This is a genomic window from Streptomyces sp. H27-C3 (genome assembly GCF_030063415.1).
In the GTDB taxonomy this organism is placed as follows: Bacteria; Actinomycetota; Actinomycetes; order Streptomycetales; family Streptomycetaceae; genus Streptomyces.
Genome location: NZ_JASITA010000014.1, coordinates 83101 through 108416 on the forward strand (window position 1 = coordinate 83101; position 25316 = coordinate 108416).

Annotated in this window: 37 protein-coding genes; 35 read left to right on the forward strand and 2 right to left on the reverse strand. The window is 63.4% G+C overall.

All coding sequences use genetic code 11. The features are described from left to right. The first annotated feature begins 20 nt into the window (after positions 1-20). The 14 genes from QMK30_RS16135 to QMK30_RS16200 all read left to right on the forward strand — a co-directional run bounded on the left by QMK30_RS16135 (position 21) and on the right by QMK30_RS16200 (position 9464). Positions 21-242: a hypothetical protein gene (locus QMK30_RS16135; RefSeq protein ID WP_283518692.1), complete on the forward strand. Its 222-nt coding sequence runs from the start codon at positions 21-23 to the stop codon at positions 240-242. Between the two features lie 127 nt (positions 243-369). Next, positions 370-807 (forward strand): KTSC domain-containing protein, encoded by a 438-nt coding sequence (locus tag QMK30_RS16140; RefSeq protein WP_283518694.1) that lies wholly within the window; start codon positions 370-372, stop codon positions 805-807. A gap of 14 nt (positions 808-821) precedes the next feature. Next, the gene (locus tag QMK30_RS16145) at positions 822-1112 is read left to right on the forward strand and encodes a hypothetical protein (protein WP_283518696.1); all 291 of its coding nucleotides are present in this window, start codon (positions 822-824) and stop codon (positions 1110-1112) included. 51 nt (positions 1113-1163) lie between these two features. Continuing rightward, positions 1164-1409 carry a hypothetical protein gene (locus QMK30_RS16150; protein ID WP_283518697.1) on the forward strand — a complete coding sequence of 82 codons (246 nt, stop codon included), beginning with the start codon at positions 1164-1166 and terminating at the stop codon, positions 1407-1409. Continuing rightward, on the forward strand, positions 1402-1524 hold the full coding sequence (locus QMK30_RS16155; protein ID WP_283518699.1) for a hypothetical protein: 123 nt from the start codon (positions 1402-1404) through the stop codon (positions 1522-1524). Before QMK30_RS16150 ends, QMK30_RS16155 begins: the two co-directional genes overlap by 8 nt. Beyond that, a complete protein-coding gene (locus QMK30_RS16160) occupies positions 1524-1772 on the forward strand; it encodes a hypothetical protein (RefSeq protein WP_283518701.1) in 249 nt (82 codons plus the stop codon). The genes QMK30_RS16155 and QMK30_RS16160 overlap by 1 nt, the downstream gene beginning before the upstream one ends. 69 nt (positions 1773-1841) lie before the next feature. Then, a complete protein-coding gene (locus QMK30_RS16165) occupies positions 1842-3386 on the forward strand; it encodes a phage terminase large subunit family protein (protein ID WP_283518703.1) in 1545 nt (514 codons plus the stop codon). A gap of 54 nt (positions 3387-3440) precedes the next feature. After that, positions 3441-4004, forward strand: a complete 564-nt coding sequence (locus QMK30_RS16170; protein WP_283518705.1) for a cell division protein ZapB — start codon at positions 3441-3443, stop codon at positions 4002-4004. Beyond that, positions 4004-4507, forward strand: a complete 504-nt coding sequence (locus tag QMK30_RS16175) for a hypothetical protein (protein WP_283518707.1) — start codon at positions 4004-4006, stop codon at positions 4505-4507. The genes QMK30_RS16170 and QMK30_RS16175 overlap by 1 nt, the downstream gene beginning before the upstream one ends. Positions 4508-4547: 40 nt before the next feature. Then, the gene (locus QMK30_RS16180; RefSeq protein WP_283518708.1) at positions 4548-5177 is read left to right on the forward strand and encodes a GNAT family N-acetyltransferase; all 630 of its coding nucleotides are present in this window, start codon (positions 4548-4550) and stop codon (positions 5175-5177) included. A 61-nt stretch (positions 5178-5238) separates the two neighbouring features. After that, the gene (locus QMK30_RS16185) at positions 5239-5640 is read left to right on the forward strand and encodes a hypothetical protein (protein WP_283518709.1); all 402 of its coding nucleotides are present in this window, start codon (positions 5239-5241) and stop codon (positions 5638-5640) included. 164 nt (positions 5641-5804) lie between these two features. Further along, on the forward strand, positions 5805-7484 hold the full coding sequence (locus QMK30_RS16190) for a phage portal protein (RefSeq protein ID WP_283518710.1): 1680 nt from the start codon (positions 5805-5807) through the stop codon (positions 7482-7484). After that, positions 7484-8278, forward strand: a complete 795-nt coding sequence (locus QMK30_RS16195; RefSeq protein WP_283518711.1) for a hypothetical protein — start codon at positions 7484-7486, stop codon at positions 8276-8278. Before QMK30_RS16190 ends, QMK30_RS16195 begins: the two co-directional genes overlap by 1 nt. Positions 8279-8477: 199 nt before the next feature. Continuing rightward, complete coding sequence (locus QMK30_RS16200) at positions 8478-9464, forward strand: N4-gp56 family major capsid protein (RefSeq protein ID WP_283518712.1); 987 nt, start codon at positions 8478-8480, stop codon at positions 9462-9464. 77 nt (positions 9465-9541) lie between these two features. Here the strand turns inward: QMK30_RS16200 and QMK30_RS16205 are convergent, their stop codons facing one another. Next, entirely contained in the window at positions 9542-9754 is a 213-nt protein-coding gene (locus QMK30_RS16205; protein WP_283518713.1) for a DUF397 domain-containing protein, read from the reverse strand. A gap of 11 nt (positions 9755-9765) precedes the next feature. Beyond that, positions 9766-10677 carry a helix-turn-helix domain-containing protein gene (locus tag QMK30_RS16210; protein WP_283518714.1) on the reverse strand — a complete coding sequence of 304 codons (912 nt, stop codon included), beginning with the start codon at positions 10675-10677 and terminating at the stop codon, positions 9766-9768. 200 nt (positions 10678-10877) lie between these two features. Here QMK30_RS16210 and QMK30_RS16215 point away from each other — a divergent pair, with 200 nt between their 5' ends. The 21 genes from QMK30_RS16215 (at position 10878) to QMK30_RS16315 (ending at position 25303) form a co-directional block, all read left to right on the forward strand. Continuing rightward, positions 10878-11324 carry an ATP-binding protein gene (locus QMK30_RS16215; RefSeq protein ID WP_283518715.1) on the forward strand — a complete coding sequence of 149 codons (447 nt, stop codon included), beginning with the start codon at positions 10878-10880 and terminating at the stop codon, positions 11322-11324. Further along, complete coding sequence (locus tag QMK30_RS16220) at positions 11321-11695, forward strand: hypothetical protein (RefSeq protein ID WP_283518716.1); 375 nt, start codon at positions 11321-11323, stop codon at positions 11693-11695. The genes QMK30_RS16215 and QMK30_RS16220 overlap by 4 nt, the downstream gene beginning before the upstream one ends. Next, the gene (locus tag QMK30_RS16225; RefSeq protein ID WP_283518717.1) at positions 11692-12246 is read left to right on the forward strand and encodes an NUDIX hydrolase; all 555 of its coding nucleotides are present in this window, start codon (positions 11692-11694) and stop codon (positions 12244-12246) included. Before QMK30_RS16220 ends, QMK30_RS16225 begins: the two co-directional genes overlap by 4 nt. Positions 12247-12636: 390 nt before the next feature. Beyond that, positions 12637-13026 (forward strand): hypothetical protein, encoded by a 390-nt coding sequence (locus tag QMK30_RS16230; protein ID WP_283518718.1) that lies wholly within the window; start codon positions 12637-12639, stop codon positions 13024-13026. A gap of 53 nt (positions 13027-13079) precedes the next feature. Further along, positions 13080-13466, forward strand: a complete 387-nt coding sequence (locus tag QMK30_RS16235) for a hypothetical protein (RefSeq protein ID WP_283518719.1) — start codon at positions 13080-13082, stop codon at positions 13464-13466. Between the two features lie 21 nt (positions 13467-13487). Further along, entirely contained in the window at positions 13488-13748 is a 261-nt protein-coding gene (locus QMK30_RS16240; protein WP_283518720.1) for a hypothetical protein, read from the forward strand. 70 nt (positions 13749-13818) lie between these two features. Beyond that, the gene (locus QMK30_RS16245) at positions 13819-14808 is read left to right on the forward strand and encodes a radical SAM protein (RefSeq protein ID WP_283518721.1); all 990 of its coding nucleotides are present in this window, start codon (positions 13819-13821) and stop codon (positions 14806-14808) included. Continuing rightward, entirely contained in the window at positions 14801-15574 is a 774-nt protein-coding gene (locus QMK30_RS16250) for a hypothetical protein (RefSeq protein WP_283518722.1), read from the forward strand. The genes QMK30_RS16245 and QMK30_RS16250 overlap by 8 nt, the downstream gene beginning before the upstream one ends. Before the next feature lie 56 nt (positions 15575-15630). After that, positions 15631-16488, forward strand: coding sequence for a hypothetical protein (locus QMK30_RS16255; RefSeq protein ID WP_283518723.1), 858 nt, complete (start codon positions 15631-15633; stop codon positions 16486-16488). Beyond that, on the forward strand, positions 16410-17021 hold the full coding sequence (locus QMK30_RS16260; RefSeq protein WP_283518724.1) for a nucleoside/nucleotide kinase family protein: 612 nt from the start codon (positions 16410-16412) through the stop codon (positions 17019-17021). Before QMK30_RS16255 ends, QMK30_RS16260 begins: the two co-directional genes overlap by 79 nt. Positions 17022-17101: 80 nt before the next feature. Beyond that, positions 17102-17515 (forward strand): NUDIX domain-containing protein, encoded by a 414-nt coding sequence (locus QMK30_RS16265; RefSeq protein ID WP_283518726.1) that lies wholly within the window; start codon positions 17102-17104, stop codon positions 17513-17515. An 81-nt stretch (positions 17516-17596) separates the two neighbouring features. After that, positions 17597-17965, forward strand: coding sequence for a hypothetical protein (locus tag QMK30_RS16270; RefSeq protein ID WP_283518727.1), 369 nt, complete (start codon positions 17597-17599; stop codon positions 17963-17965). A 67-nt stretch (positions 17966-18032) separates the two neighbouring features. Further along, positions 18033-18410 (forward strand): hypothetical protein, encoded by a 378-nt coding sequence (locus QMK30_RS16275; RefSeq protein ID WP_283518728.1) that lies wholly within the window; start codon positions 18033-18035, stop codon positions 18408-18410. Then, the gene (locus tag QMK30_RS16280) at positions 18407-19009 is read left to right on the forward strand and encodes a phage tail fiber protein (protein WP_283518729.1); all 603 of its coding nucleotides are present in this window, start codon (positions 18407-18409) and stop codon (positions 19007-19009) included. The genes QMK30_RS16275 and QMK30_RS16280 overlap by 4 nt, the downstream gene beginning before the upstream one ends. After that, positions 19010-20209: a hypothetical protein gene (locus QMK30_RS16285; protein ID WP_283518730.1), complete on the forward strand. Its 1200-nt coding sequence runs from the start codon at positions 19010-19012 to the stop codon at positions 20207-20209. Further along, complete coding sequence (locus tag QMK30_RS16290; RefSeq protein ID WP_283518731.1) at positions 20209-21027, forward strand: hypothetical protein; 819 nt, start codon at positions 20209-20211, stop codon at positions 21025-21027. The genes QMK30_RS16285 and QMK30_RS16290 overlap by 1 nt, the downstream gene beginning before the upstream one ends. Beyond that, the gene (locus tag QMK30_RS16295; RefSeq protein ID WP_283518732.1) at positions 21024-21560 is read left to right on the forward strand and encodes a hypothetical protein; all 537 of its coding nucleotides are present in this window, start codon (positions 21024-21026) and stop codon (positions 21558-21560) included. Before QMK30_RS16290 ends, QMK30_RS16295 begins: the two co-directional genes overlap by 4 nt. Before the next feature lie 68 nt (positions 21561-21628). Beyond that, positions 21629-22240, forward strand: coding sequence for a hypothetical protein (locus QMK30_RS16300; RefSeq protein WP_283518733.1), 612 nt, complete (start codon positions 21629-21631; stop codon positions 22238-22240). Between the two features lie 10 nt (positions 22241-22250). Next, positions 22251-23813, forward strand: a complete 1563-nt coding sequence (locus QMK30_RS16305) for a phage tail sheath family protein (RefSeq protein ID WP_283518735.1) — start codon at positions 22251-22253, stop codon at positions 23811-23813. A gap of 15 nt (positions 23814-23828) precedes the next feature. Next, entirely contained in the window at positions 23829-24407 is a 579-nt protein-coding gene (locus QMK30_RS16310; protein WP_283518737.1) for a phage tail protein, read from the forward strand. Positions 24408-24439: 32 nt separating this feature from the next. Next, entirely contained in the window at positions 24440-25303 is an 864-nt protein-coding gene (locus QMK30_RS16315; protein ID WP_283518739.1) for a T4 family baseplate hub assembly chaperone, read from the forward strand. The last annotated feature ends 13 nt before the right edge of the window (positions 25304-25316 follow it).

Genomic DNA, 25316 nt, shown 5'->3' on the forward strand with positions numbered 1-25316 from the left:
TCAGCACAGGGGAACATGGCATGGTGATTATCGAGCGTCTTGATCTGTGCGTCTCTTACCGGGAGGCCACGGATTCCTTGCACGAGTACGCGCAGATCGCGACACGCCTCGGGCAGGCGCCGCGCTACGGAGTGCGTATCGGCAAGCGTGTGTACGTGAAGGGGAGGCTGCGGTGGCCGGTTTATCTCGTCGATGACCAGGCCGAGCCAGAGCCGAAGAGGACACTGAAGTCGGTCTGTTGAAGATTTCCGGGTCAACCGGTGAAGCCCCTGCATCTCACGATGTGGGGGCTTTCGCTTACCTGATTGCACGACCCGAATTCTAGACTTTGAGGTGTACTCGTCGGCCCGCCTCCCGCTAGGAGCCCTAATGGCAAAGAAGTACGCCAAGCCAAAGCCGCTCCCGCGATCGGGAAGCAACTTCAGCAACAACAGCCCCTACACCAAGCGGCAGATCGACCGGCTCCAGTCCCAGTCACGTAAGAACGCCAGCCCCAAGGTGAAGTCGAAGCTCGACGCGTTCGAGACCGACGGCGACAGCGGCGCCCTGCTCAGTTTCGACACCTACCCGGATCACACCGTCAACCCGGCCCGGCCGCGAACCGTGGCCGCTGGGTACGACTACAGCACGCACACCCTGCGCCTGGAGTTCCGCAACGGCGAAGGGGGGCAGGGCAGCCACGGTGGCGCTGTCTACGAGTACTACCGGGTCTCTGAAGGGCAGTGGCGTCACGTTCGCAAGGCCACCTCGGAGGGCCGGTACATCAACTCCACGCTCAACAGCCACCCCTACCGTCGGATCGCCTAACGAAGGAACACCTCGTGAGCCCTGAAGTCATAGCAGCATTTCTGGGCGGCGGCGGAATCGCTTCGCTGGCCGCCTGGACCAAGGTGTGGCAGGACAGGCGTGCCACAGCCAATCAGGAACAGCGGGATATCCGGGAGGAGCAGGAGACCGCCCTCAACCAGTTGCGCCGCTACGTGCGCGAGCTGGAGGAGCTGATCCGCTTCTACCGCGAGAGCAGCATCGACTACTCGGTGCAGCTCCGTTCCCAGGGAATCGAGCCTACGACAACGGCTCGGATGCCGCAGTCGCTTCTCCAGCAGGACTGAGCTGATAGCGCGGATACCAGATTGGTCATGACCCCGATTACGTTGCGGGGCATGACCAATTTCTTTTGCCGACTGGTCGGTGTGAACCGGGGACAGAAGTTCCTGTTCACTACCTGGACCCAGGAAATGTCAGCACCCTACCGGCGCTGTGACCGCACCTTCGTCATGCGAGTAGGTGGGCTCAAGGCTGTGGCGCTGGGGCGTTATCACCGGGTCCTGGCCGATGAGGATGCGGCCATGATGCATGTCTTCAGGACGTCAGGGAGTCCCATGGTCCGAGGAGACGCGGATGCCTGAGCCCGAGGAGTACCGGGAGGTTGTCGAGGATTCGGTGCGCCGAATTGTTGCTGACGTCTCTACGGATCTGGACGATGAATGGACGCTGCTGCAAATGCTGGGAGTGGAGAACTGATGACCCTTGTCCGACGGCTTCGTGAGCTGATCCCGGGCCACCGCTACCGCGACCGCATCGCACGCAGGACGATGCTCATGGGGGAGGCCGACATCATCGAATGGGCCGACCAGGGAGTTACCCAGCTTTCCCGTGCGCTGGCAGAGCTGCGCAAGAGTTCCGGAAAGCCGCAGCTCGAAGAGGCCACCGACGGTCTGGTGGTCGTAGCAGTGGTGCTCGAAGAGCTGGAAAGGCGCCACCGTCTATGACGTCGTAACACTTCCTTTCTGAACGCTCATAGCCTCAATTCCTGAATGGGAATAGAGGAGTACGAACCAATGGGTGATGGCGGAGAACTGCACAAGGACGTCCTGGACGACTACATTCCCGCTTCGGCTGAGAATGAGATCAGCCAGGAAACCGTCGATCGGATCATCGACAAGATGCTGCTGGTGATCGACGAGCTGTCCGGCCACCCGCTGCGGCACTACCAAGTTCCACTGGCCCGGCGAATCCTCGAATCGATGATCCTCGGTGATGCCAAGACGATCACGTCCTGCATGGCCCGGCAGTCCGGCAAGACCGAGACGATCGTCAACACCATCGCCGCCGCAATGATCATGTTCCCCCGGCTCGCTCCGATCTTCCCGCACCTCATGGGCCGGTTCGCGGAGGGCGTGTGGGTCGGAGCCTTCGCGCCGGTCGACGACATGGCGGACAACCTGTACGGGCGCTTCGTCTCCCGGCTCACCTCGGAACGGGCGCAGGCGATCATGGAGGACCCGGAGATCGACGACAAGGTCGCCGGGAAGGGCCGGGAGCTGAAGCTCTCGAAGTCAGGCTCCCTCGTGCGCAAGCAGACCTGCCACCCCCGGGCGCAGATCGAGGGCCGCACGTACCACGTCGTCCTCGTCGATGAGGCGCAGGTGGCCGACGAGCGCGTCATCAACAAGTCGATCTCACCGATGCTCGCCAGCACCCGGGGCACCATGGTCCTCACGGGAACCCCCTCGTACGTGAAGGGGGTCTTCTACAAGGTCATCCAGCAGAACAAGCGCTTCGCCAGCAAGCGCGGTGAGCGGCAGAACCACTTCGAGGCGACCTACCGGGACGTCGCCAAGGCCCACCCCGACTACGGCGTCTATGTCGAGGCCGAGAAGCTCAAGATCGGCGAGGACAGTGACGAGTTCAAGCTGAGCTACCGGCTCATCTGGATGCTCGATCGCGGAATGTTCACCACGGGCGAGAAGTTCGAGCGGCTCTGCGACACCTCCATGCAGGTCGTCCGGGCCTGGAACCGCACTCCGGTGCTCGTCGGCATCGACCCGGCCCGCAAGCAGGACTCGACCATCGTCACCGTTACCTGGGTCGACTGGGACCACCCGGACGAATTCGGAATGTACGAGCACCGTCTCCTCAACTGGCTGGACCTGAGCGGCCTGGAATGGGAAGAGCAGTACTACCGCATCATCGACTGGCTGAGCGCGTACTCCATCTATGCCATCTGCATCGACGCCGGAGGTGTCGGAGACGTGGTCGCCTCACGCCTCAAAGTTCTGATGCCAGGAGTTGAGATCATCGAATGCAAGTCGGACCTCGGCGCCCAGTCGAAGAGATGGAAGCACCTCATGGAACTCATGCGGCAGGGAAAGATAGCCTGGCCCGGACATTCCAAGGCAAGGCGCCTGAAGGTATGGAAGAGATTCCAGACACAGATGGAAGACGCTGAGATGCGTTTCCAGGGACCAAATATCGTGGTCGAGGCTCCGGATGAAGTCGGGGCACATGATGATTACGTCGACTCACTTGCCCTCGCGACGTGGGCATCGGCGGAGCTTTCCATGCCGGAAGTGCAGTCCGACGAGAACATGTTTTACCGGTAAAAGCGAAGCGCCTCGGATAATTCACGGTGAACACCGTCGTGACGAGGAGGCAGTATGGCGACCCCGCCGGAACCGACCATTGAAGAGCTGAAGGCTCAAGTTGCCGCGCTGACCACCGAACGGAATCAGCTCCGGCTCGACAAGACCACCCTGACCACCGAGCGGGACCAGGCCCGGGGCGAGCGCGACAAGGCCCTGCTCGGGTGGCGGCCGAACAACTTCTACGACCCCAAGGGCGACCGCCCCGGTGACCCGTTCCTGACCAAGGGGTGGGAGAACCTCACCCCCGACACCCGCCTGCCGAACTACCCGAAGGCATTCATCGGCACCTTCGGCGGCACGCAGGGCGGGGCGACGCCCGCGATCACCTTCACCTGGACCAAGCCCTCCGCAGGCAACCCCGCCAGCTACGAACTCCAGCTCCACGAAGGCGAGATCGGGGTGAACCCGGCCGATCCGTCCAGGGTTTTCCGTATCCCCGTGGTCGGGAACCTCGTCACGTACAAGCTGACACTGACCGGGCACAAGATCAGGGCCAAGCAGTACCGCTTCACGCTGGTCGCCATCGACGCCGCCGGTCGGCGCTCCACTCCGGCCATCGCACTGGTCGCCGCCTGATGAGCTACGGCCAGCCCCCGGCCGGGTTCGAGAACGACCCGTGGTGGATACCGGGCTGGTCGGCGCAGCACCCCATCAAGGGGGCGGAGGTCCCGCCCGAGGGGAGCCTCTTCCCGGGCCACATTGACCAGGTGAAGATCGCCGCCACCTACCTGTGGGGCTCCGACGCCGAGGTTTACCGCGCCAGCATCCTGGTGCGGGCCAACGCCCCCCTCACAGACACCACTTCCGGCATTCGCGTCCTGCCCAAGACCGCCCGTATCCCCGTTCGCGCGGGGGTGCTCGCCCTTACGCTGCCCGCCTCGGACGGGCCGACCCTGGCCAAGCCCTTTTCCTACTCGGTGTGGGAGGTCATGCCCGGTGGGCGGCGGTTCGTGATCAGCGTTCCCTCGGGGGTGGGGGACACCGTGCAGAAGCTCCACGCCCTGGAGGTCGACGAGTCCTACCAGCAGATCCCTGTGCCCCGGCTCAACAGCCGCACCTACAAGTGGATGAACTGGTAGGCCCCCGCCTACGGCGGCCTGGCCGCCGTAGGCTTCGTTCATGCACGCAGCCACCACCGTCATCCGCAACGCCGCACCCGGCGACGGCGCCCGTGTCGCAGCCCTGGCCGCACTTGCCCTGGGCGCCGCTGCCCCCGAGGGCCTCGCCGCCGTGATCGACACGAGTGGTGGGCGCATCCAGATCCCTCACGGCGAAGCGCTCTGTCAGGTGGCGGTGGACGCTCAGGGACAGGTGGCCGGGATGGTGTACTCAGCGCCGCCCGTCGAGTGGATCGAACAGCACCCCGCCTCCCTGCACCGCACGCTCGCCCGTACCTTCACCAAGGTCGAGCTGCTGGCCGTCGTCGAGAGCCAGCAGCACAGCGGGATCGGCAGCGCACTGCTGACGGGGCTGGAGGACGCGGAGCGCGAGCGCGGTGTGCAAATCCTGTTCGGCGACATCAGGGCCGAGGACCGGTCGATGCGCCGCTGGTGCAAAAAGCGCGGCTTCGCCGTCGCAGCTCCCGGGGAGCCCGTCGCCCTGCGCAGCACCTGGGGCCCGCTGACCCTGGTCGACGGAGACGACGGCTACCTTCTGATCGCCAAGGCCGTTCAACCCGGCTACGGAATAGAGCGAGTTCAACTGGCTGATGGCAGCTTCTGCCTCGTCGTCGAAAAGCAGGGCGGCTAACACCCATATGGAATGCGGCTGGAGCATGAGGTGAGTGCACTCTCACGAATGAGGTATTGATATGCCTTCCAGCCCGCTCGCCCCGGTTCCGGGCGTCCCTGAGAGGGGTCGACCGGAGTACACCAACAAGACAGGGACCAACCCTGCCCGCAAGGGTCGTCTGCGCTTCGAAGAGGGCGTGGGCACCGACACCGACGTTCCGCATGACTTCGGCGTCGGCGTGCTGTCCGGCTACGAGACCGCGCCTGGCCGCGCCAACCACAACAAGGTCATCTGGAAGAAGCCCGCAGAGGAGACCCTCAAGGCGCGCGCCCACGTCGGCTCCGCCTCTTGGCCGGAGGCGCCGGAATTCCTCCAGCCCTTCGCGGGCGGCGCGGGTTCCGGTGCAGAGCTGAAGTTCCAGGCTGCCATCCGTGACGGCGGCCATCAGTTCCGGAAGAACTACGCCAAGATCACGGACTGACCCTTCAGACCCGCACAAGGCCCTGCTCTCAGATACCGGGAGCGGGGCCTTTGGCATGAGCGCTCTTTAACAGATACGCCGATAGGGCCTCAAGAATTGGGTTCGGATCTGCTGTCGAACCCAAAAGAGGCCGTATGTCGTCGGTTGCTTTCTATCCTCCGGCCATGCGGGCGGCCTCCAGTGACCTCGCGATCAGCATTAGCCCCTTGGGGCTGGTTGAGCTGAGCGATGAAGAATTTTCCGTGCACGGACAGCGTCTCAGCCGGTACTCCACCAACTGGGCGTTCTACCTCGGCTTCCACCACTCCTACCGCAGAGAAGCGGGGGAGACGCAGAACACCATCAACTACACCGGCGCCTTGTGCCGGTACGTCAATCACTTCGTCTTCGGGCGGGGCATCCAGTTCGAGACGAAGAAGAAGTACGACCACATCATCCCCGCCCTTTTGCGCCGGGCCTGGGAGGAAGACAACGACAAGAAGTCCATCCTCTACGAGATCGGCGAGAACGGCGGCGTAACCGGCGACGCCTTCGTCAAGGTCGCCTACGAGAAGCCATGGGATGACAAGGCAGGCCGCAAGCACCCCGGCCGCGTCCGAATCCTTCCGCTGTCCAGCGCACACGTCTTCCCGGAATGGCATCCGCACGATCGCGAAAAATTGGTTCGCGTGAAAATCAAGTACAAGTTCTGGGGCACCTCCACCGATGGAACCCGGACCACGTACACCTACACGGAAATCCTCACAGACGACCGGATCACCGAGTACATCAATGACGATCTCGTGGACGACCGGGCGAACCCGCTCGGAGTCGTACCTGTCGTCCACATCAAGAACATCGGTGTTTCCGGATCGCCCTGGGGCAAGAGCGATGTCGACGACGTCATTCCGCTGAACCGTGAGTACAACAACATCACGAATGACATCGCGGACATCATAAATTACCACGCCTCACCGGTCACGATCATCACCGGGGCGAAGGCCACGAATCTGGAGAAGGGCCCGAAGAAAGTCTGGGGCGGCCTTCCGAAAGACGCGAAGGTCTTCAACCTCGAATCGTCCGTGAACCTTCAGGGCCCGCTCGAATACCTGGGCATCCTGAAAAACAGCATGCACGAACTCAGCGGCGTCCCCGAGACCGCCCTGGGCAAGATGCAGCCGATCAGCAACACCAGCGGCGTCGCCCTGGCAATTCAGTACCAGCCCCTCATGCAGCGCACCACCCTCAAGCAAATGCAGTACGCGCTCGGGTTCAAGCGGATCAACGAGCTGATCCTGCTGACCCTGTACACCTACGAGCCGACCACGCGCGCCTTCGACCCCTCCACCGAGGGAATCAAGAAGCACGAAACGCAGCCCGACCTCATTGACATCACGGACCCCCAGGCGTACCTGGCAGACATTGTCTGGCCGAGCCCCCTGCCGGTGGACAACATCGTCAAGCTCAACGAAATCCAGCTCAAGATGGCCCTCGGGCTTGAATCGAAGCGCTCCGCACTCAACGAACTCGGCGTCGAGTTCCCCGACGAGAAACTCCGTGAGATCGAAGAGGAGCAGAAGCAGGACGTCCTGGCCCAGGGAGTCCTGGAATTTATCAAGGCAGCTATCGACGCTGGTATTTTCGGAGCCGTAGGAATCCAGCCCGATTCCGACCCCAGCAAGAAGGAGCCGGGCAACTCCGGTTCCGCACCGAATCCCGGCGCGACAGGCATGGGCCTGAAGACCGGGATGGACGCCAAGAAGATATTCGACCAAGTCGTGACCATGGCCCACGGTATGAAAACGCCGGAACGCCAGGAGCCGAATAACGAGACGACCACTCCCAACAACGACGCGAGGACGTAATGCCGAACAGCACTCTCCCCAACGCAGCAGCCGCAGCCGGGACCACCGAGGGAGGCACGGGCGAAACCATCACTGTCAACGTCCCGGCCGAGACCCCCAAGCCTCCGGAGACGCGGACCTTCAGTGAGGACGACCTGAACCGGGCCCGCCAGCAGGAGCGCGAGAAGCTCTACGGCCGCCTGGAGACCCAGCAGGAGACGCTCAACCGCCTCCAGGCCGACCTCGAAGCCCGCGAGGCCGCACAGAAGGCGGAGGAGGCGACCGCCGCCGACGCCGTCGCCACGGCGGAGAAGGAAGTGGAGGACAAGCGCCAGCGGGAGCTGTCGGCCAAGACGCTGCTCGCGGAGAAGGAGACCGAGTGGGAGGCCAAGCTCACCGCGCTCCAGACGCAGATAGCCGAACGGGACGCCCTGGCCACCAAGGAGAAGGAGTTCGCCGATCTCCAGCAGTACCAGGCCCAGGCCCTGACCTCCGCCGCCAATGAGATCGCCCCGGAACTCCACGACCTCGTCAGGGGCAACACACGCGAGGAGATCGACGCGTCGGTGGCCGCCATGAAGGCCAAGTCGGCCGCCATCGTCCAGAGCCTCCAGAGCGCCCAGACCCAGGCCCGCTCCCAGATGCAGGGCACCCAGCCCACCGGATACGGCATCGGCTCCGGTGGCGCCATGGGCGAGACCCGTCAGCTCTCTGTCGACGACATCAAGAACATGCCGATGTCGAAGTGGGCCGAGGTCCGAAAGCAGATCCCCGGCGTCGGGCAGTCCCCCAACAACCGAGGCATCTTCGGCTGACCCCACCCTTCCAAAGCCCCACTCCTCTTCACAGGGGAGTGGGGCTTTCTGTTTTCTATGGCGGAGTTAACACCATTTCCTGGGGCGGACTCAGACTGAATCCGAACGGAAATAGTGCGCCCTGGTGACTCCAATCAAGGAGGCGTGCCAGTTAGAGCGCGAGACCGGTCAATATCGTCTACATCAGAAGGACCACGATATGCCCTCTGCGATCACTGGTACTGGCCAGCTCGGTGCGAATCCGACGGCATACCCGGGTTCCAACACACAGCTCACCCCGGCCATCCAAACCATATGGTCAAAAGAAATCCTATTCCAATCCATGCCGATTCTTCGGTATGAACAGTTCGCTGTGAAGAAGACCGAGCTGGGGGTCGCTCCGGGCCTTTCGATCAACTTCATGCGGTACAACAACCTCGACGGTGCAAAGCAGCTCGTCGAAGGTGTCCGTATGGAGACCCAGGCTCTTTCGGCAAGTCAGTTCTCCATCACCGTGGCTGAGCACGGCGCCGCAGTGGCCGTCTCCGAACTGCTGCTCAACGCGTCCTTCGACGACGTCATGGCCAGCGCCTCCCGACTTCTGGGGAGGAACATGGCCATGTACCTCGACGGCCAGAGCCGCGATGTTCTGCTCGGCGCCACCAGCGTCCTCTACGGGTACGACAAGTTCGGCACCACGGGTAACGCGATCACCCGTATCTCCCCGTACGACAAGGGCGCCCCGGCCACCGGCCGCGACACCCTCACCGCGCACTACCTGACCTCGGCCGTCATCAAGGACGGCGTCGAGACCCTCGCCAGCAAGAACATCCCGCGCCTCGGCGACACCTACGTCTGCTTCATCCACCCGCACCAGTCGCGCTGGCTGCGCGAGGACCCGTCCTGGATCGAGGCCACCAAGTACGCCCAGCCCGGGAACTTCAGCCTCGGCGAGGTGGGCCGCATCGACGACGTGATCTTCATCGAGAGCACGCAGATCAAGCAGGTCACCAACTCGGCGAGCAAGACCGTCTACCAGAGTTCCATGATCGGCGACAACGCCTTCGGGCACGCGATCAGCCTGCCGGTGGAGCTGCGCGACGGTGGTGTCCTGGACTTCGGCCGCGAACACGCGCTTGCGTGGTACAGCATCTACGGCATGGGGATGATCACGGACCAGTCCGTTGTCACCCTTGAGACCAACTGACCGTCGGCAGACAAACAGCAGCCCCGCTCCCGCACCTACGTGCCCTTGGGAGTGGGGCTGCTGTTTGTTGCTTTTGATCAGATCTGCCCGAACTCGTTGTGCTTCACCGCGTCAACGAAGGACTGCCATGCAACGCCAGAGAACACGAAGGCGCCCTTGGAGCGTTCCTTCGAGTCCCCCACCGCAACGTCTGCGCTGGCCACGGGCTGGCATTCGACGCACTGGGCTCCGGCGTCGCCGCTGTAGGAAGACTTGATCCACCGATCTGCCGGAAGGTCGTGCCGCATCATCAAGGTGCCTCTTACTTGTTGTGAAGATCCCGCATGACCTGCGAGATCAGATCCATGGACTGCCGCGACGATAGAGCCGCAGCGCGTAACTGGTCAAAGGCCCGCCGATACCGCTCGACAGGACCATCTTCCTCCAGATATAGCGACCCGTCGAGGTAGTCGAGACCGACGACGTCCAGCTCCATCGGGTCCGGGTACGAATAGACGGTGAATGCTCCGCTGAAGCCAGCGTGACTGCCGTGCGCATTCGGGATCACCTGGACAGAGATGGACGAATGGTCGTTCGCTTCCTGGAGATGCTGCAACTGCTCCGCCATCACCTTGGGGCCTCCGATCTCCCTTCGGAGGATCGCCTCATCCAAAATGCAGACGTACTGCGGAGGGGCCTCACGGTCGAAGATGGACTGGCGCTCCAGTCGGAGTTCAACTTCCGCGTCGATCTGCTCAGGGGTGAGCGGATGACTCGCGCCCCGCAGGACATCGGCGGCGTACCCCTTGATCTGAAGTAGCCCTGGGACGACCACAGGTTGGAACGCCAGGACCCGTACGGCGTCAGCCTCCAGGGTGAGTCGCTCCTGGAAGTGGGGCGACAGGATTTCGTCGTACTGCTGCCACCAGCTCTTGCGCTTGCCCTCGCGCGCAAGCGTGAGCAGGGCGGTCTTGAGCTTCTCGTCCTCGACGGCATAGAGGGCGAAAAGTGCCTTCAGTTCCAACGGCCTGATGCCCTGTCGAGCGTTCTCGATGCGGGAGATCTTGGTCTTGTCGCCATCGATGTGCTCGCCAGCGTGGTCCATGCTGACGTTGGACGCCTCCCGCAGGCGCTTGAGTTCGGCTCCAAGTCGCCGTCGGCGCACAGTTGGGCGCGGGTGTGCTGGCATCTTCACTCCTTCACCGCGTATGTCGATGTCCAGTGTGCCGTACACGGCTCCTCCAAGGATCGGCATATGCCAAGTTGATGATCCGATGCAGCTCAATCTCCAACATTGAAGCAGAAGTTGTTGCGCTCAGGTTGGTTACGGGTGCACTCTGTTGCGTAACTTGCTGCACTCACAGTCCAACTAGCCGCGCTGCAACGCCTGTTCGATGTCGGTGAGCGTGGAGTCGGATCGGTTCTGGAGGCGACGTGACACCCCCTCATGCGCACGAGACCTACGACGAGTTCAGACTCCCTCTGACCGTTGACCCGAGAGACTTGCACCGCATCAGGCGCATCGTGCGGGCGCATCTGCTGTTATGGCAGCTCGGGGCCCTGGTTGACGACGCGCAGAAGATCGTCACTGAGCTGCTGGCCAACGTGTACAAGCACGCCGGGCGGCAAGCTGTGCTCAGTCTCCAAGGCTCTCGTGGAGAGCTTCGGATCACAGTCAGCGACCGATCGCCGGACATGCCAATCGTCAAGGAGCCGGACTGGGACTCGACGACCGGCCGGGGATTGTTCCTCGTCGAGGCGCTCGCCGAGGACTGGACGTGTGTACCCACCCCAACCGGTAAGGACGTTCAGGTCACCCTGGTTGTTCTTCCGGAACAGCTGTTACGGAGCCGCGTCAGCCTGGCGAGGTGTACCGCATGATTGCGCCCGCCCAGGCAGCGCTCATTGGCCTCGTCGCGACGCAGTACAGCGCCGTCTTCGCCGGGGTGGACAAACGCCGTCACCACCCGCTTTTCGAACAAGCGGTTCTCGCCTCCCCCCAAGAGGCGATGCACTGGCTGGACGAGCGACTGGCCCGCTTCGACGTGGACCACCCGGAGCCGAGCGAGAGGCGTGCGCTGCTGCGGAGCCTGCGTGGTGACCTCCGACGCCGCGAAGAGTGGCTGGTTGGCAAGGCCCGGCGTCCCTACGCCATCGCTACGGAGACTCACACCGTCAAGCTGGAGGGGCGCCTGTGCCCGGTTCGGACTCTCCCCCTTCTCGCTTCGTGCCTGCTGCTGGAGACGTCATGACTCTCTCCAGGGCCAGCATCAAGGCTGATCTCAACGAGTACCTGGAACAGCACCCGGGCGAGAGAGCAGTGTTGAGGAACCTCCTTGACCAGCTTGATCAGCACTTCCACGAGACTGACACAGCCTGTGCCGACTGTCCCGTGATCCTCACCGGCACGGTTGTCGTCAATGAGCTGCGGGCGATCTTGCAGTTCTTCAATCCGTACACCCATGTCTGGGCGATCCGGGAAGAATTCGCTGATCCGGACTCCGAGAGCATGATTCATAGTGCCCATCGGGCCCTCGTCAGCTCGACGGGCATCGAGGGGATATGGGTACAGCAAGATCTCCGCTGCCCTCTGCTGATTGATGTCAGCTATATTCCAGCCGACTTGAGACGATGCCAACCCCAACGGATCTGCTACACGTACCACTATCTCTTCCGGACTCTCGCGGCTCAGCTTCCGGAGTGCACGACTCCATTGCTCGCGGCGAAGTGGACTCCGATAGCCGAGGTCCGGAATTCGCAACTGCGCCAGAGGGTCGCCGAGGCGACGATGAGCCACCACTGATTCATATCGGGCTCGGGTGCCTGTTCGTGATCCTGGCCTGGCTGCTGGTGAGCCTCGCGGTCACCCTGTACGTCGACAGATATGGCTACTTGTAGGGGAGATGGTCGGATATGACACCGCTTCAGCTCTGCGGTGATATTGAGTGGATTGAGGGTCACTGCTTCAAGTGCGAAGAGCCCACCTGGGTCACCGACGTCGGTGATTTCCAATTCGGGAACACCTACAGTGCCTTCTCTGCCTGCCCGTACTGCTACTTCAGGCTCTGGCAGATGCACTGGGCCAAGGTGCTGATCAAGGCCCGCGAAACGCGAGCAATCAGTGCCCCGGGACTGGCGTTGCTCCCTGGTCCACTCCCCAACCTCCAGCAGCGCTCGGCATAAGGAACCGCAGATGAACAGTCGACACTTCCATGCTTTCAGTTGGTCGGGTGAGCTGCGACCCGATGCTGCGGAACGCCGGAAGCCTGAATCGGTGACTCCGCCGATGGTCAGGCGTGGATGGCTTCAGAAGCCGTCGCAGATGCTCAGCGGTACTTATGGGACACCTAGGGACGCCATTGCCTGGGTGGTCTTGCGACTTGGTGTGGCGCCACCGGCACCGCTGGACGTTGAACCGTCGGTGATTGAACAGGTGGCCACCGTGAAGGTGGTTGCCGGGATGGATTTTTCGTGCGACTACAGGGCCACCACGGGGAAGCATGTATCGCTTGCGCTGATTTTGTGTCCGCGTGAAGGGATTACCTGCCCCGCCGGGCAATCAGAGGAGGGAGAGGAGGATTGATCACGGACCTTGACTCTCTCCTGTTTCCATGCGGGCGCTGTGGCTGCCTCGTAGTGGCCTCTACCCTGCGGCTCCTGGAATACAGCGTCTCCAGGCAGGACGACCCCGACGAGGAAGTGCACATCAGCTCGTTGCAATGTCAGGACCAGGTCGCCTGCGCGGCCCGGCGCTGGAGTCAACACACCCCGTGCCGATGGGAGATTTACGCCAGCCCGCTCCACAAGCTGACCGAGGGTGCGCCGCTCTTTCGATGCATGGGGTGCGACGCGGTCCGGACATTGGACGAGATTGTCGTGGCGGTCGTGAGCGACGAGGAAGGAACATTCCTGGAGATTTCCTGCAAGAACTCCCAGGAATGCCTCCTCTACCAGTCGTCGGCGGAATGGCGGGCCGTGCAAGAGAGGGCCCGTGAACGACTGGACGACGAAGAAGGCCAGTAACTCCATCACAGAAGGAGCAAGTTGAACCAGTTCTGGACACCGCGACGCAAGAGCGATTTCACGTCCCTCAACAATACCTTCCGGCCCTACGACGAAATCGATGCACTTGCAGAAGCAGTCGGTGTTGGCGATGGGCCGGTCGACCGGACGGTCATCCATCTCTCCGCTTTCCGCTGGCACTTTGAGGCCGAGGGGAAGACGGGATGGGACGCCATCAAGGTGATCGCTGGCAGGGTCGCCGAACGCTTCGGCAGGAAGCGCGCGCCCGAAGGCCCCGCGTGATGAGGAACAGCGCACCCGCCAAGCAGCTCCGTGTCCCATCGGAGCTTTCGAACTTACCTCGGAGGACGCAGTGACTGATCTCGGCACCCTCACCGTTCCCAAGAAGACGACGCTCGATGTCGGGAACGGCGTGTCGTTCAGCACCAACGGCCACTACTTCACGGCCCCCTCGGATCTGGACATCGACGCCTACATCGAGTCCCTCACCGCCCCGCTGTCGGCGATCGTCCAGGTCACCAAGCGGTGTGACATGGACTGTGACTTCTGCTCCGAAACGCTCCAGCGGCCGGACCCCACGCTCGACCAGCTCGACGTCATGCGCAAGAACCTGAAGGGCGTGAAGCGGGTCTTCCTCTCCGGCGGGGAGCCGCTGATGCGGAAGGACTTCTCCGAGATTGTTGAGGAGTGGCACCGGGACTTCATCCTCGCCGTCCCGACCAACGCCACGCACGGCCACGTCCATGCCGAGAGGATCGCGGGCAAGATCGCCTACGCCAACATCGGCCTCGAAGGGCCGCGCGGCGTGACGAACCGCGTGCGCGGCGATTACGACACGGTCATGCGCGGCGTCCGGGCTCTCCAGGAGGCCGGAATCCCTCTGGCCCTCTCGACAGTCGTGCTGCGCTCGTACTCGGAGTACCTGCCCTTCACCGTGCAGATCGCAGATTCCCTCGGCGCGGGCAAAGTGAAGCTCATCATGCCGCTTCGGAAGGGCAACGCCCTCGACTTGGCCGAGCACGAGTTCATGAGCGATGAAGAGGCTGACGGGGTGTACCGCCGGATCTCGGAGCTGCGCACCACGCTCATGTGGCGGCCCGCCGTCCGCCTCACGAAGTGGACCCCGGAGAACGAGGGCCACATGATCTGCATCGAACCCAACGGGGTCGCCAACGCTTGGCCCGTGTACGACGCCAAGGACCTCTTCGAGCCTCTCGGCAACGTGACGGAGGAGCCGATCACCGAGCTGTGGAAGCGTTACCGGTTCAAGCGCAACCACGTCACGAAGTATCTCGGCAGGTCCATCCTGGCGGCCAACTACGCGGAGCCCGCAGATGCGTGAGCTGACCAGCCTCCTTCACCCCAAGACGCCGTTCGGAGCGGAGCAGCGGCCCTTCGGGCACAAGATGCACCTCCTCACCGGCATGGCGTGTCAGTGGGCCGAGGTCGATGGTGATCCCGTTCTGGTAACGGCCGGTGCTGTCTTCATGCCGGTCCACCGAACCAAGGAGCGCCTGATCGAGCCGGACGTTGTTCAGTTCGGCTACCGCTTAGCTGTCAGCGAGCAGCCCGGGGACAACGGCGCGATGCTCCGCTTCATCGACGGCATCCTCGTGCAGGCCAGGCGGCACTCCGCCGGAATCGCCTGGCACTCATTCCAGGACGATCTGCACGTCATGCTGACGCTCGCGACGGAGAGGCTCCCCGGCATCATCGGTGTCGGCGAGGCGTGGCAGGACCGCGAGCACCGGGAGCGTGGCGTCGTACCGATGATCGACACGGCCGCTGATGCCCATTTCGACGGCCTGCTCCCCGAGGCCATGGGTCTCCAGGGACTGGAGGTCAGCGCGGCCCTGCACACCTACCAGCACCCCAGCACGGTGCAGACCATCGCCATGGAACTCTTCGCCGAGGAGACCCGTGAGCGGGCGGTGGAGGAACTCGGCGCCGGGACACTGACGTCGGCGGCGGCCGTCAGCCTGTTGGGCGGCAAGCTTCTGGGCCGTCTGACGTGGGACAAGGGCTTCGATCTCGGTCACGTGGTCGACAACGTCGCCTGGGACCGCTTCCCCTCCATTTTCACCAACAACACGAGCCCCTCCCAGTAGCGTCACCCAGCAGGGGCCGACCAGACCGGTCGGCCCCTGCCTGTGTGAGGAGAAGCATGATCACGGTCAGCAATATCGGCAATCCATCCTTGCTTCCCAACAAGCCGGCAGGAGTTCGCCGCGTCGCATCGATCGACTTGGAGTGGACGAAGAACTACCGGATCAAGAACGGGAACCGCCCCTTCTGCTACTCGGTCGTCTACCTCGACCTGCCAGACCAAGATGCACTGGTCGATCTGGAGGACGTGGACTTCGCCTTCACCAGCGTCTACGTCGAAGATCCGGACGAAATGCAGGAGTTGATCAAAAGCGCGGCCGAGGCGGTCGGCCAGGCCACCGAACAGTCCGACATTCTGGTGGGCCATCAGTTCTGCGCCGACCTTGGAGTCCTGGCGAACGCCAGCGACACACCGAACGCTGCGATCGACGACGCGAGGGCCACCTGGAAACGTCGTCGCACGCCGGACCCCGGAGATCCAGTGTTCGTCGACACGAGGTACGACGCAGGACACCTCCTGAACGGCGCCTCGCGGCGCCTGGTCGACGTGTGTGAGGAGTTGAAGCTCGATGTCACCCAGCCCGAGCTGCGCAGCACGTCGATGACAGCGCTCCACCGCAAGTGGCTCGACCGCGACGACGTCGAGGCTCGGGAGCGCATCAGCACGTTGAACGTTCGCCATTCCCTGTCTACGGCCTACGTAGCTGTCCACTCGGCCGGTCTCGGCCGTTGGGACCCCGTCCACGGACTCAACGTCAACCGGAAGCTCGCAGCCGGTGCAGACGGGGCCTGGCAGTGGCTCCAGTCGTCCACCTTCACCAACCTTTTGGAGGACTCATGCCCATCCGGGACTGCGCCGTCGTCGCCGTCGAAGGCGTCCAGGCAGGCGGGAAGACCACGCTCGTCCACGCGCTGACAGCGCACTACCGCGAGCAGGGCATCAACGTCACGGCCATGGACGAGCCAGCCCGTTACAGCCCGTTCCTTGAAGACATCGTGCTTCACAATGTCGGCACCTTCGACCTGGTGGCAGAGCTGGACGCCTTCGCCCAGCAACTCTCCGTCCCCATGCGGGCAGCCCGCCACCACAGCCTCCTGATCGCCGACAAGACACCCGCCAACGTGATCGCCTACGCCCGGACGGTCCTTGACCTCTCCGAGCCTGGTGTCGGAGCAATCATCGCGGCCATGGAAGCCCTGTGCCGGGCCTGGATGCCCCTCGCCTACGACGTCGTGATCTTCAGTCGTGACCGCTTCGACCAGAAGTCTGGTGGGGACCGATTCCGGGAAAAGGTCTTGACGCTGCGCGACGAGGTCGAGGCGGCCGTCTTCAAGGCCACCGTCGACAGCGGAGTCAAGGTTCTCGAACTGCCGACCGAGCTATCCACCGAAGGGCGTGTCGAATGGATAGCCGGGCAGCTCGACGGCCTGGGGCTCGCTGCGGCCTGAGCAGATGACGCTAGGGTCCTCCTTCTTAGAACAGATCCGCCTGGAGGACTCGCGTGCCACAGCTCCCTGTCCATGAAGTGATGCTCATCCTCGAACGGGGCGAGGACCTCCTGCTCGCCGAACGCGCAGGCGGCTACGCCGCTGGACAGCTCAACCTGCCCAGCGGCAAAGTCGAGTCCGGGGAGGACGTCTTCACCGCCGTTGCCCGAGAAGGCCGCGAGGAAGTAGGGGTCGACGTACCCCGAGATTCCCTCCGCATCGTCCACGTCATGCAGTACATGAACCCCGAAGGCGGCGTCCGACTGAGCTGGTTCCTCGCTACCTCCCACTGGGAAGGCGAGCCAGTGAACGCGGAGCCGACTAAGTGCGCCGGAATCAAATGGTGCAAACGGACTGAGATTCCGGACAACACCTACGAGTCCAACGCTCTGGGAATCCAGCATTATCTGAAGGGCGAACAGTTCTCAGTGCACGGCTGGGCGCGCACCCTCTAGGCGGACATTACTGCCTAACTCCTCATGCGAATCCCTGCGAAGATGAACTTCGCAGGGATTTTGCTATGTGAGGAGTTCTAAATGACGAACACCGTAAAGCGTTCCGTGACCAGCCCGCGAGACACTACGGGCCGTGTGAAGCAGACGCTGGAGAAGAACCGCGACCTCGCCGAGAAGGAGGCCGCCAAGGCGCAGCTCGTCGAGGCGCAGGTCGCCGATGACGTGCGAGCTGAGATCGTGGACCTCACCGAGCCGCCGGAGGAATTCGCGATCGAGGAGGCTCCGGTTGTCGTAGGCGAGTCCACCCGGGAGCTGCGCGTGGTCGAGGACCTGGAGAACGTGACGATCGGCTACGGAAATACCTTCAGCTTCGAAGCGGGTCGTACCTACAAGGTCCCGGCCTTCGTCTACAACCACCTGGCTGAGAAGGGTTATGTGTGGGGCTCCTGACCCACGCATATGAAATGGGGAGTTGCTCTCGCAGTTCTCCCCGACGCCCAGTCACGGAGGAATAGACATGCCCATCGATATCGGCGAGACATATCAGCTCGCATCGGCTGAGGGCATCGGTATCGGCTATGGGAAGCTTGACCAGGGAATCGTCGTCGAGGTCGTGGACCTGCTGCCGCCCGGGGAGCGCCCGAACCCGAGCGAGGAAGAGGACTATGTGGTCTTCCTCTTCCTTGACGACCGCACGCCGACAGGAGAGCCCATAGAGCGGCTCATCGGCTACGGGGAGACGTTCTTCAGCGAGCACTTCGCGCCCTACGTTGCGCCCCCGGTTGATCCGGAGCCTGATCCGGACCCTGAGCCCGATCCTGAACCACCGCCGGAAACCGTACCGGGGAGTGAGTCGCAGGAATCCGAGGAACAGCCCCCGGTGGTGACTGAGTGACCTCGTTCATTCCCAGGCAGGTGGGCGACGATGTCACGCGCGCGATCGTTGCCTCGACCGAATACGACAACGCGACCGTCGTCAACTACCTCCACAACCTGTGGTCGGTACGGCAGGAGCGGCAGGCGTTCCTGGCAGCACTGCCCAAGCCGTTCCTCCAGGCGCTGGTCACGCTGGTCTCCGGCGCGGGGGGAGTGGCCGCGTTCGCGTCCGAAGTCGCCGCTCTGCCGACACGATCGGTGGCCCGCTACGTTCATTTGCTTACCAGGGACCCCGGCCGGGACGTCACGCTCGCCACCCTGGCCCAGAGTGAGGTCGTCGCCGACGGGTACCTGCCGCAGGCGCTCAAGCTCGGTGCCGTCACGATCGACGAGCAGGGCCGCACCGCCGTGTCCAACGCGGTGGACATCCAGTTCGGGCCCGTTACCTCCGGCTCGGTGGAGACCGTCGTCTCCGTGACCCATGTAGCGCTGGTCTTGAAGGCCACGGATGACAAGAGCCGTGTGCTGTCCGTCATCGAGCTGGCCGAGCCCTTCGGGCTCCGCGTCGGGGAGTCCGTGTCGATCAAGGCGGCGGCGCTCAAGTGCGGGGTGATGTGAGTGGCCAGCCGCATCACGGTGGGGTTGCGCGAGCTGTGGCTGGAGTCCCTGATCGACCAGGTGTCTTCTGCTCCGGCCGCACGGGTCGAGCGCTGGTACGCCCTCCTCACTCACCGGCTCTGGCGCTACGGGGGCGTGTCGGCGTGGCTGGAGTGTCTGGATACGGCGTTCCTGACTGCCCTCCAGCAGGGCTTCGCGGCATCCCCGAGCGCTCTCCTGGCTAAGAGGCAGGGTGCTGAGCCCGTATCGGTGTGGGTGGGGCTGCTGAAATCGGACCCGCCAGACACGCTCGTCTCTGGTGCCGATCTGGTGGCCAACCATCACCTCGTCGCGGCGGGGTACGCACCTCAGCGGCTGCTGTGCGACGGCGGGCTCAGTATCGAGCCGGACGGCACCGTGTCGGTCGTGAACAGTAACTTGCTCGTCTTCGGGCCCTTCACGGGCGCCATGGGGTCGGCGGCCTCGGTCACCCACCTTGCGATCATGCCGGGGGACTGGCAGGCAGCTACAGGAATGCCGCTCGCCTACATTGCAGCCGACACCGTCGCGGCAGCGGCGAAGGGGGACTGCCTCATGATTCCGCCGGGCGCCTTGCGTATCGAGGTGCCTGCCGGTCTGGCGCCGGAGGCCGAGCGCGTCGCGATGCTCCAAGCAACCGTCGAGGTGCCGGGGCTTCCCGAGCCGATGACGGGAGCCATGCGGCAGATGAGCAAGGCGATCTTCACCAGTGCAGGGCTCGACGGCCTGCTGTACCAGGCACACGACGACGTCATCACCGCGCTGGCGGCGGAGTGGGCGTCGCGCCCTGATCTCGTCTCCTCCATCCTGTCCCGCCGATCGGCCGCCCCGCGCAACTACCAGTTCGCCACCACCAAGTATCTGCGCCTGCTGACGTCGGCCCCTGCGCCCAACCCCAGCCTCGCCCAGGTCACGGAGAGGGAACTGGTCGCTACGGGCTACATGCCGCAGATCATCACCCTGACCGGGGCCGGAGCCAGCGCGACGAACCCCTCCAGGCTGACCTTCGGCGCCTTCACCGACCTTGACGGTTCCGGCCAGGCGGTCACCCACATCGCTGTGACGTCTAACGCGGCCACCGGGCGGGTCATGGCCGTGCTGCCACTGACCGACGCAGTCAAGGCAAAGCGCTACGAGACGCTCTCCGTCCCGGAGAACCTCATCCAGTTGGGAGTCGGCTGATGGCAGACGAGACGCGCATCATGAGCCGTGTCAGGTCCCTCCTCGGAGACTTCGGCACCGAATTCCGCGACGTTCTGACCGGCGTCGGAGAGCTGGACGAGTACGACCTGTCTGAGACCAACACCACGGTCAGCAAAGCCTTCCGACTCCAGAACGGCCAGAGCACCGACCTCATACCCGGCTCCGACTACACGGTGGTGCCCCGGGAAGGGCGTGTCATATTCCGCGACGGGATCGGCGTTCTCCCGATCGGCGCCGTGGTCATTGTGGAAGGCCGGGCCAACGGCATGTTCGACGACGACGAGTTGGCTATCCACCTCCACGACGCTGTACTCCAGCACTGCTCCGACCGCGTCATCACGGTCCGGTACAGGTCGAAGGAGGGCTTCTACCGCTACGAGGACGAAGCACTCGGAGTCGCCAACCTTCCCGAGGTCGAAGAACTCCCGCTCGCCACCCTCGCAGCGATCAATGCCCTGTGGGCCGTCGTTACCGACGCCGCCTCCGACGTCGACATCCATACGGCTGAGGGCACGCACATCAGCCGCTCCCAGCGGTACACCCAGCTCCTCGTACAGATCGAAAACCTGGAAACCCGATACAAGGAGCTGTGCCAGCAGCTCAATGTCGGCCTCTATCGAATCGAGCAGGCGACGCTGCGCCGGGTCTCGCGCTACAACAACAGGCTGGTGCCGATTTTCACCTCGCGCGAGTACGACGACTCGGCTTACCCGACCCGGCAGTTGCCTCCCATCGACAAGCGCAACGAGGACGCCAGCGGAATCCCCTCGCCCGTCATCTCCGGGCTTACCGGGTGAGGGCCGACTGGAAGAGAGGACGTTTCACTGCGGCCTACGAGTCCTCGCGCATCGACAAGGGGCTGAGGGCCTGGCAGCGCCTCAAGGGCGACACAGTGAACTGGTTCCGCTTCTCTGCCGAGCAGTCGACCATGCACGATGTGTACGACGAGGGCGCCGGAGGCGGCCGGGCCTTTCACCCCCCGATCTCGGTCCCGATCATGGACGCCTCACGTGATCAGGGGGCAGCCGACCGGACGCCGCAGGGCATGTACCAGGTGGCCCCGCTCTACGTCGTCGCCTCGCTACGGCAGCTTGCCCGGGTGGGGATCACGCAGCCCGACATCGACAACTACAGGTACCTGAAGGACTGGCTCGGGTACGGGAGCCGACTCTTCAAGATCGATGAATTCCAGGCGCTCGGGCGGCTGAGACGGCACGACTTCGTCGTCTCCCTCAAGCTGCAAGAGATAAAGCCAGACGAGATAACTGCCGACCCCATGTTTGAGGAGTATCGGCGCTTCCATCTACGGCATATTCAGCAGCCTCGATAAGTTAACAGCTTGCCGGATTGCGGTGTGATTCTTGATCTGCCAGAACCGTCTGCGCAGAGGTCAATTTCATGCCATGGCTCCTTAATGAAGATGCCGCGATGCGGCGGAAGCTCCAGGGTCTTACCGTCACTGACGGCACCCTGGAGCTTCGCGTTGGTGTGCGTTTTTCCTTCCCCGAGGGCGAGCTGGCTGATCAGACCTTCCCGCTGATCATTATCGAACGTACGAAGGCCCATCGGGACCCGCGCAGGGAGGCCCGAGGTCGGGTGCAGCTTGGCTACGCCCCCGAGGGGTTGGCCGACTGGGGTGACATGACGAACCCCTCAGAGTCTCCGTATTTCACGAACAACCCCATCCCCTATCTGGTCGACTACCAGGTCACCGTCATGGCCCGAAAGCAGAGCCATATCACGAACCTGACGGCGAAACTGGCGGCCGTCGAATACCTTCCCGTGCGCTTCGGATATCTGGAAATCCCCGAAGACGGCACGATCCGCAGTATGGAACTTTCTGGCGGTCCGGAGTTCCACACCGGCTGGGACGAATACCAGAAGCGCCTCTTCCAGGTCGCCTACCTGGCGCAGATCACATCCGAGGTCCTCGGTGCTGTCTACGTGCCCACGAAGGTCGAGGAAGTCATTACCGATATCCACGACACCCAAGACCCCTGGCCGTCCTAGAAGGAGCACGATGGCAAGTTACAAGCGTCCCGGAATCTTTGTCGACGAAACGCTCAACCCGATCGTGGTCAACGAAACACCCTCGGGCGAGTTCGTGGCAGCGTTCGTAGGAGAGCACGACTACGGTCCGGCCACCCCTACCCTGATCCGGAACTGGTCGGAATTCATCAGCCTGTTCGGCGGATTCGGAGACGGCACTCACCTCCTGCCCTTCGCCGTACACCAGTTCTTCGCCAACGGTGGCAGGGCCTGCTACATCGTGCGTGCCGTCGCAGCCGACGCCACCTCGGCCGAGGTTGTCCTCAAGGACCGCCAGTCCGGTGAGGGTGTCACTCCGAAGGACGTCCTGCGCCTCAAGGCAAAGGCCCCTGGCGCTTTCGGAAACGGCATCGAGATATCCGTTGTCGACGCCGGTACTGGGCCTGGTCGCTTCAACCTGACGCTCAAGGTCGGCGGGGACACCGCAACGGGCCCGCAGGAACGCTTCAACGACATGTCCTGCGACCCCACCGACGTGCGCAACGCCGTGGCGATGCTCAACTCACCCACCACAGGCTCCAAGTTCATCGAGGCGACCTATCTCGGCGGTATGCCGTGGAAGGCAGAGAAGACCCCCTCTGTCACCGTGGACCAGCTCCTGGCAGGCGGTACCAACGGCACGGCCGCTCCCGACCTCTCGGCCTCAGCCGAACTGCTGGAGGGAACCAACGAGGTCCTCAACGTCAACCTCCCCGGAATCTCCGACGCCGCCGTCATCAACCCCGTCATCGACTGGGCGGAGCGCTACGGCTACGCGTTCCTGGTCGTCGACACCCCGGCACTACCGGACGGCACGCCGACCGAGACCGCTGTCAGCAAGTTCATGGAGCTTTCGCCGCTCGGCAACACCAGCACGACGCCCGTGCCCCTTCGGGTTTCGTCCTACGCCGCTGTGTACGGACCGTGGGTCCTCACCGCAGACGCGGCCGTCGCTGCGGTTGGAGCCACGCGGCTCCTGCCCCCGGGCGGGGCGCTGATGGGGCAGTTCGCCAAGTTCGACATCGACTACGGGCCCCATCGGACCCCGGCCGGTCAGGAGGCAGCGCTGCGCAGTGTCTACTCGACGCAGTTCCGCTTCACCGACGCGCAGCTCGACAGCCTGAACCAGGCCGGGATCAACGTCATCCGGCGCGTACCGAACGCGGGATTCTGCGTCATGGGTGGCCGCACCGTGAAGGCCGGATACCCGGACCGCTACATCAGCGTACGGCGCTTCCTCATCCACGTACGGAAGCTGCTTGTCGAGTCGACATCCTTCGCGATCTTCCAGCCGAACACCCAGGACCTGTGGGCTTCGCTGGCCGCGATCGTCACGCAGCGGCTCACGGAACTCACCCAGGCCGGACAGCTCAAGGGCAACTCTCCAGAGACCGCCTTCCGAGTCGTCTGCGACGAGTCCAACAACACCGAGCAGACCGTTTCCAACGGAGAGGTCCACATCGACGTTGGAATCGCCCTGACCCGGCCCGCCGAGTTCATCGGAATCCACATCGGCCAGTTCGAGGGCGGCGGCACCGCCACCGAGACCCTGTAACGAAGGAGTTGCCACATGGCAGGAAAGACCAGGGCGACGGTAAGCCAGAAGTCGTCCCTCGCCTCCATTTCGACCGACCCCTTGAGGTCGTTCAAGTTTCACGTCCAGATCAGCGGCCCGCAGTCGCTTCAGAACGCCTACCCGAAGCTGGGATTCATGGCGGTGAGTGGTCTGTCGATGACCACCGACGTCATCGCTTACCGGACCGGTGGACTCAACACCACAACGCAAAAGCTCCCCGGCCAGAGCGACTTCAGCCCCGTGACTTTCTCTAAAGGACTGTGCCCTGGAGACCAGCAGCTCCTGGACTGGATGTACCAGCTCTTCAACGTGATGCAGGGGGTGGGGAAGACGTATGACACAAATACCGATTTCCGGGCCACCATCGACATCATGCTGATCGACCACCCGGTCACGAAGGGAACGGCGAATGTGATGGCCGTCTGGCGTCTGTACAACGCGTGGCCGACGGCGATTGCCTTCGGTGATCTCGACGCCGGACAGAACATGTACGCGGTTCACCAGATGACATTCGCGCACGAAGGATGGGATTTCAAGGTTTCCCCGAACTCGAAGTCCGGCGTCACCCTCTAACGCCCAGTAGCTAACACCACCGGAGAAATCAGATGAGTACCGAAAAGCTGGCATACAACTGGAACTTCGACGACCAGGGGGCAGGCCCCTCCATCAATCCGATGGAAAACGCGCCAGCGGCCAACGCATCCATGCAGCAGGTGCTGGCCGACTCCGCCGGGCCTGCCCCCGCCCAGCCGATGCCGAGCGCCACTCTGTCCACCCTCCCCATCGGCATCGACATCAACGGCAAGCTCATACGGGAGGCCGAGATCCGGGAGCTGACCGGAGCCGACGAAGAGGCCATCGACCGCGTCAATCGCAACTCCATCAAGTTCTTCGACAAGTTGCTCCAGCTCGGTGTCGTCAGCCTGGGCTCTGACGTACCGACCGCTGAGCAGCTCAAGCAGCTCTACGTCGGGGACCGTGACTCGCTCATGCTCGACATCCGGTGCGCCACATTCGGCTCGGAGCTGGAGATGGTCGGCGTCCGGTGCCCCGGCTGCCAGGACCTCGTGGACTTCACCGTGGACCTCTCCTCGGTCGAACGACGGGGGCTCCCTGATGGCCCGCACACGGTCGAACTGCGCGACGGGCGGATCGCGACCGTCAGCTTCCCGACCGGCGAGGACCAGGAGTACATCCTCGACGAGACGGACGCCACCACGGGCCAGACCAACACCCGGCTGTTGGAGCGCTGCCTGACACACATCGACCTCCCGGCCGCCGGAATCCGCATTCCAGGCAGCGCAGACACCGCGCTCAAGCTGGGGATCGCCGACCGCCGGAAGATCCTCATGTACCTCGCCGACCATGCGCCCGGCCCGCAGACGATGGACCTCACCGTCGAGCACGACGGCTGCGGAGCGGAGGTTCCGCTGCCCCTCACGGTGGCGGACGTGTTTCTCGATCTCTGATGTCGAAGCGACC

Bases quoted from the DNA above. Each gene is read 5' to 3' on its own strand.
- QMK30_RS16260 (WP_283518724.1), top strand. From the start codon at position 16,410: ATGCCCATCCGGGACTGCGCCGTCGTCGCCGTCGAAGGCGTCCAGGCA.
- QMK30_RS16175 (WP_283518707.1), top strand. From the start codon at position 4,004: ATGAGCTACGGCCAGCCCCCGGCCGGGTTCGAGAACGACCCGTGGTGG.
- QMK30_RS16200 (WP_283518712.1), top strand. From the start codon at position 8,478: ATGCCCTCTGCGATCACTGGTACTGGCCAGCTCGGTGCGAATCCGACG.
- QMK30_RS16290 (WP_283518731.1), top strand. From the start codon at position 20,209: ATGGCAGACGAGACGCGCATCATGAGCCGTGTCAGGTCCCTCCTCGGA.
- QMK30_RS16170 (WP_283518705.1), top strand. From the start codon at position 3,441: ATGGCGACCCCGCCGGAACCGACCATTGAAGAGCTGAAGGCTCAAGTT.
- QMK30_RS16315 (WP_283518739.1), top strand. From the start codon at position 24,440: ATGAGTACCGAAAAGCTGGCATACAACTGGAACTTCGACGACCAGGGG.
- QMK30_RS16160 (WP_283518701.1), top strand. From the start codon at position 1,524: ATGACCCTTGTCCGACGGCTTCGTGAGCTGATCCCGGGCCACCGCTAC.
- QMK30_RS16300 (WP_283518733.1), top strand. From the start codon at position 21,629: ATGCCATGGCTCCTTAATGAAGATGCCGCGATGCGGCGGAAGCTCCAG.
- QMK30_RS16220 (WP_283518716.1), top strand. From the start codon at position 11,321: ATGATTGCGCCCGCCCAGGCAGCGCTCATTGGCCTCGTCGCGACGCAG.
- QMK30_RS16265 (WP_283518726.1), top strand. From the start codon at position 17,102: ATGCTCATCCTCGAACGGGGCGAGGACCTCCTGCTCGCCGAACGCGCA.
- QMK30_RS16195 (WP_283518711.1), top strand. From the start codon at position 7,484: ATGCCGAACAGCACTCTCCCCAACGCAGCAGCCGCAGCCGGGACCACC.
- QMK30_RS16305 (WP_283518735.1), top strand. From the start codon at position 22,251: ATGGCAAGTTACAAGCGTCCCGGAATCTTTGTCGACGAAACGCTCAAC.
- QMK30_RS16135 (WP_283518692.1), top strand. From the start codon at position 21: ATGGTGATTATCGAGCGTCTTGATCTGTGCGTCTCTTACCGGGAGGCC.
- QMK30_RS16230 (WP_283518718.1), top strand. From the start codon at position 12,637: ATGAACAGTCGACACTTCCATGCTTTCAGTTGGTCGGGTGAGCTGCGA.
- QMK30_RS16270 (WP_283518727.1), top strand. From the start codon at position 17,597: ATGACGAACACCGTAAAGCGTTCCGTGACCAGCCCGCGAGACACTACG.
- QMK30_RS16150 (WP_283518697.1), top strand. From the start codon at position 1,164: ATGACCAATTTCTTTTGCCGACTGGTCGGTGTGAACCGGGGACAGAAG.
- QMK30_RS16155 (WP_283518699.1), top strand. From the start codon at position 1,402: ATGCCTGAGCCCGAGGAGTACCGGGAGGTTGTCGAGGATTCGGTGCGC.
- QMK30_RS16310 (WP_283518737.1), top strand. From the start codon at position 23,829: ATGGCAGGAAAGACCAGGGCGACGGTAAGCCAGAAGTCGTCCCTCGCC.
- QMK30_RS16255 (WP_283518723.1), top strand. From the start codon at position 15,631: ATGATCACGGTCAGCAATATCGGCAATCCATCCTTGCTTCCCAACAAG.
- QMK30_RS16185 (WP_283518709.1), top strand. From the start codon at position 5,239: ATGCCTTCCAGCCCGCTCGCCCCGGTTCCGGGCGTCCCTGAGAGGGGT.
- QMK30_RS16275 (WP_283518728.1), top strand. From the start codon at position 18,033: ATGCCCATCGATATCGGCGAGACATATCAGCTCGCATCGGCTGAGGGC.
- QMK30_RS16225 (WP_283518717.1), top strand. From the start codon at position 11,692: ATGACTCTCTCCAGGGCCAGCATCAAGGCTGATCTCAACGAGTACCTG.
- QMK30_RS16140 (WP_283518694.1), top strand. From the start codon at position 370: ATGGCAAAGAAGTACGCCAAGCCAAAGCCGCTCCCGCGATCGGGAAGC.
- QMK30_RS16165 (WP_283518703.1), top strand. From the start codon at position 1,842: ATGGGTGATGGCGGAGAACTGCACAAGGACGTCCTGGACGACTACATT.
- QMK30_RS16180 (WP_283518708.1), top strand. From the start codon at position 4,548: ATGCACGCAGCCACCACCGTCATCCGCAACGCCGCACCCGGCGACGGC.
- QMK30_RS16190 (WP_283518710.1), top strand. From the start codon at position 5,805: ATGCGGGCGGCCTCCAGTGACCTCGCGATCAGCATTAGCCCCTTGGGG.
- QMK30_RS16250 (WP_283518722.1), top strand. From the start codon at position 14,801: ATGCGTGAGCTGACCAGCCTCCTTCACCCCAAGACGCCGTTCGGAGCG.
- QMK30_RS16205 (WP_283518713.1), bottom strand. From the start codon at position 9,754: ATGATGCGGCACGACCTTCCGGCAGATCGGTGGATCAAGTCTTCCTAC.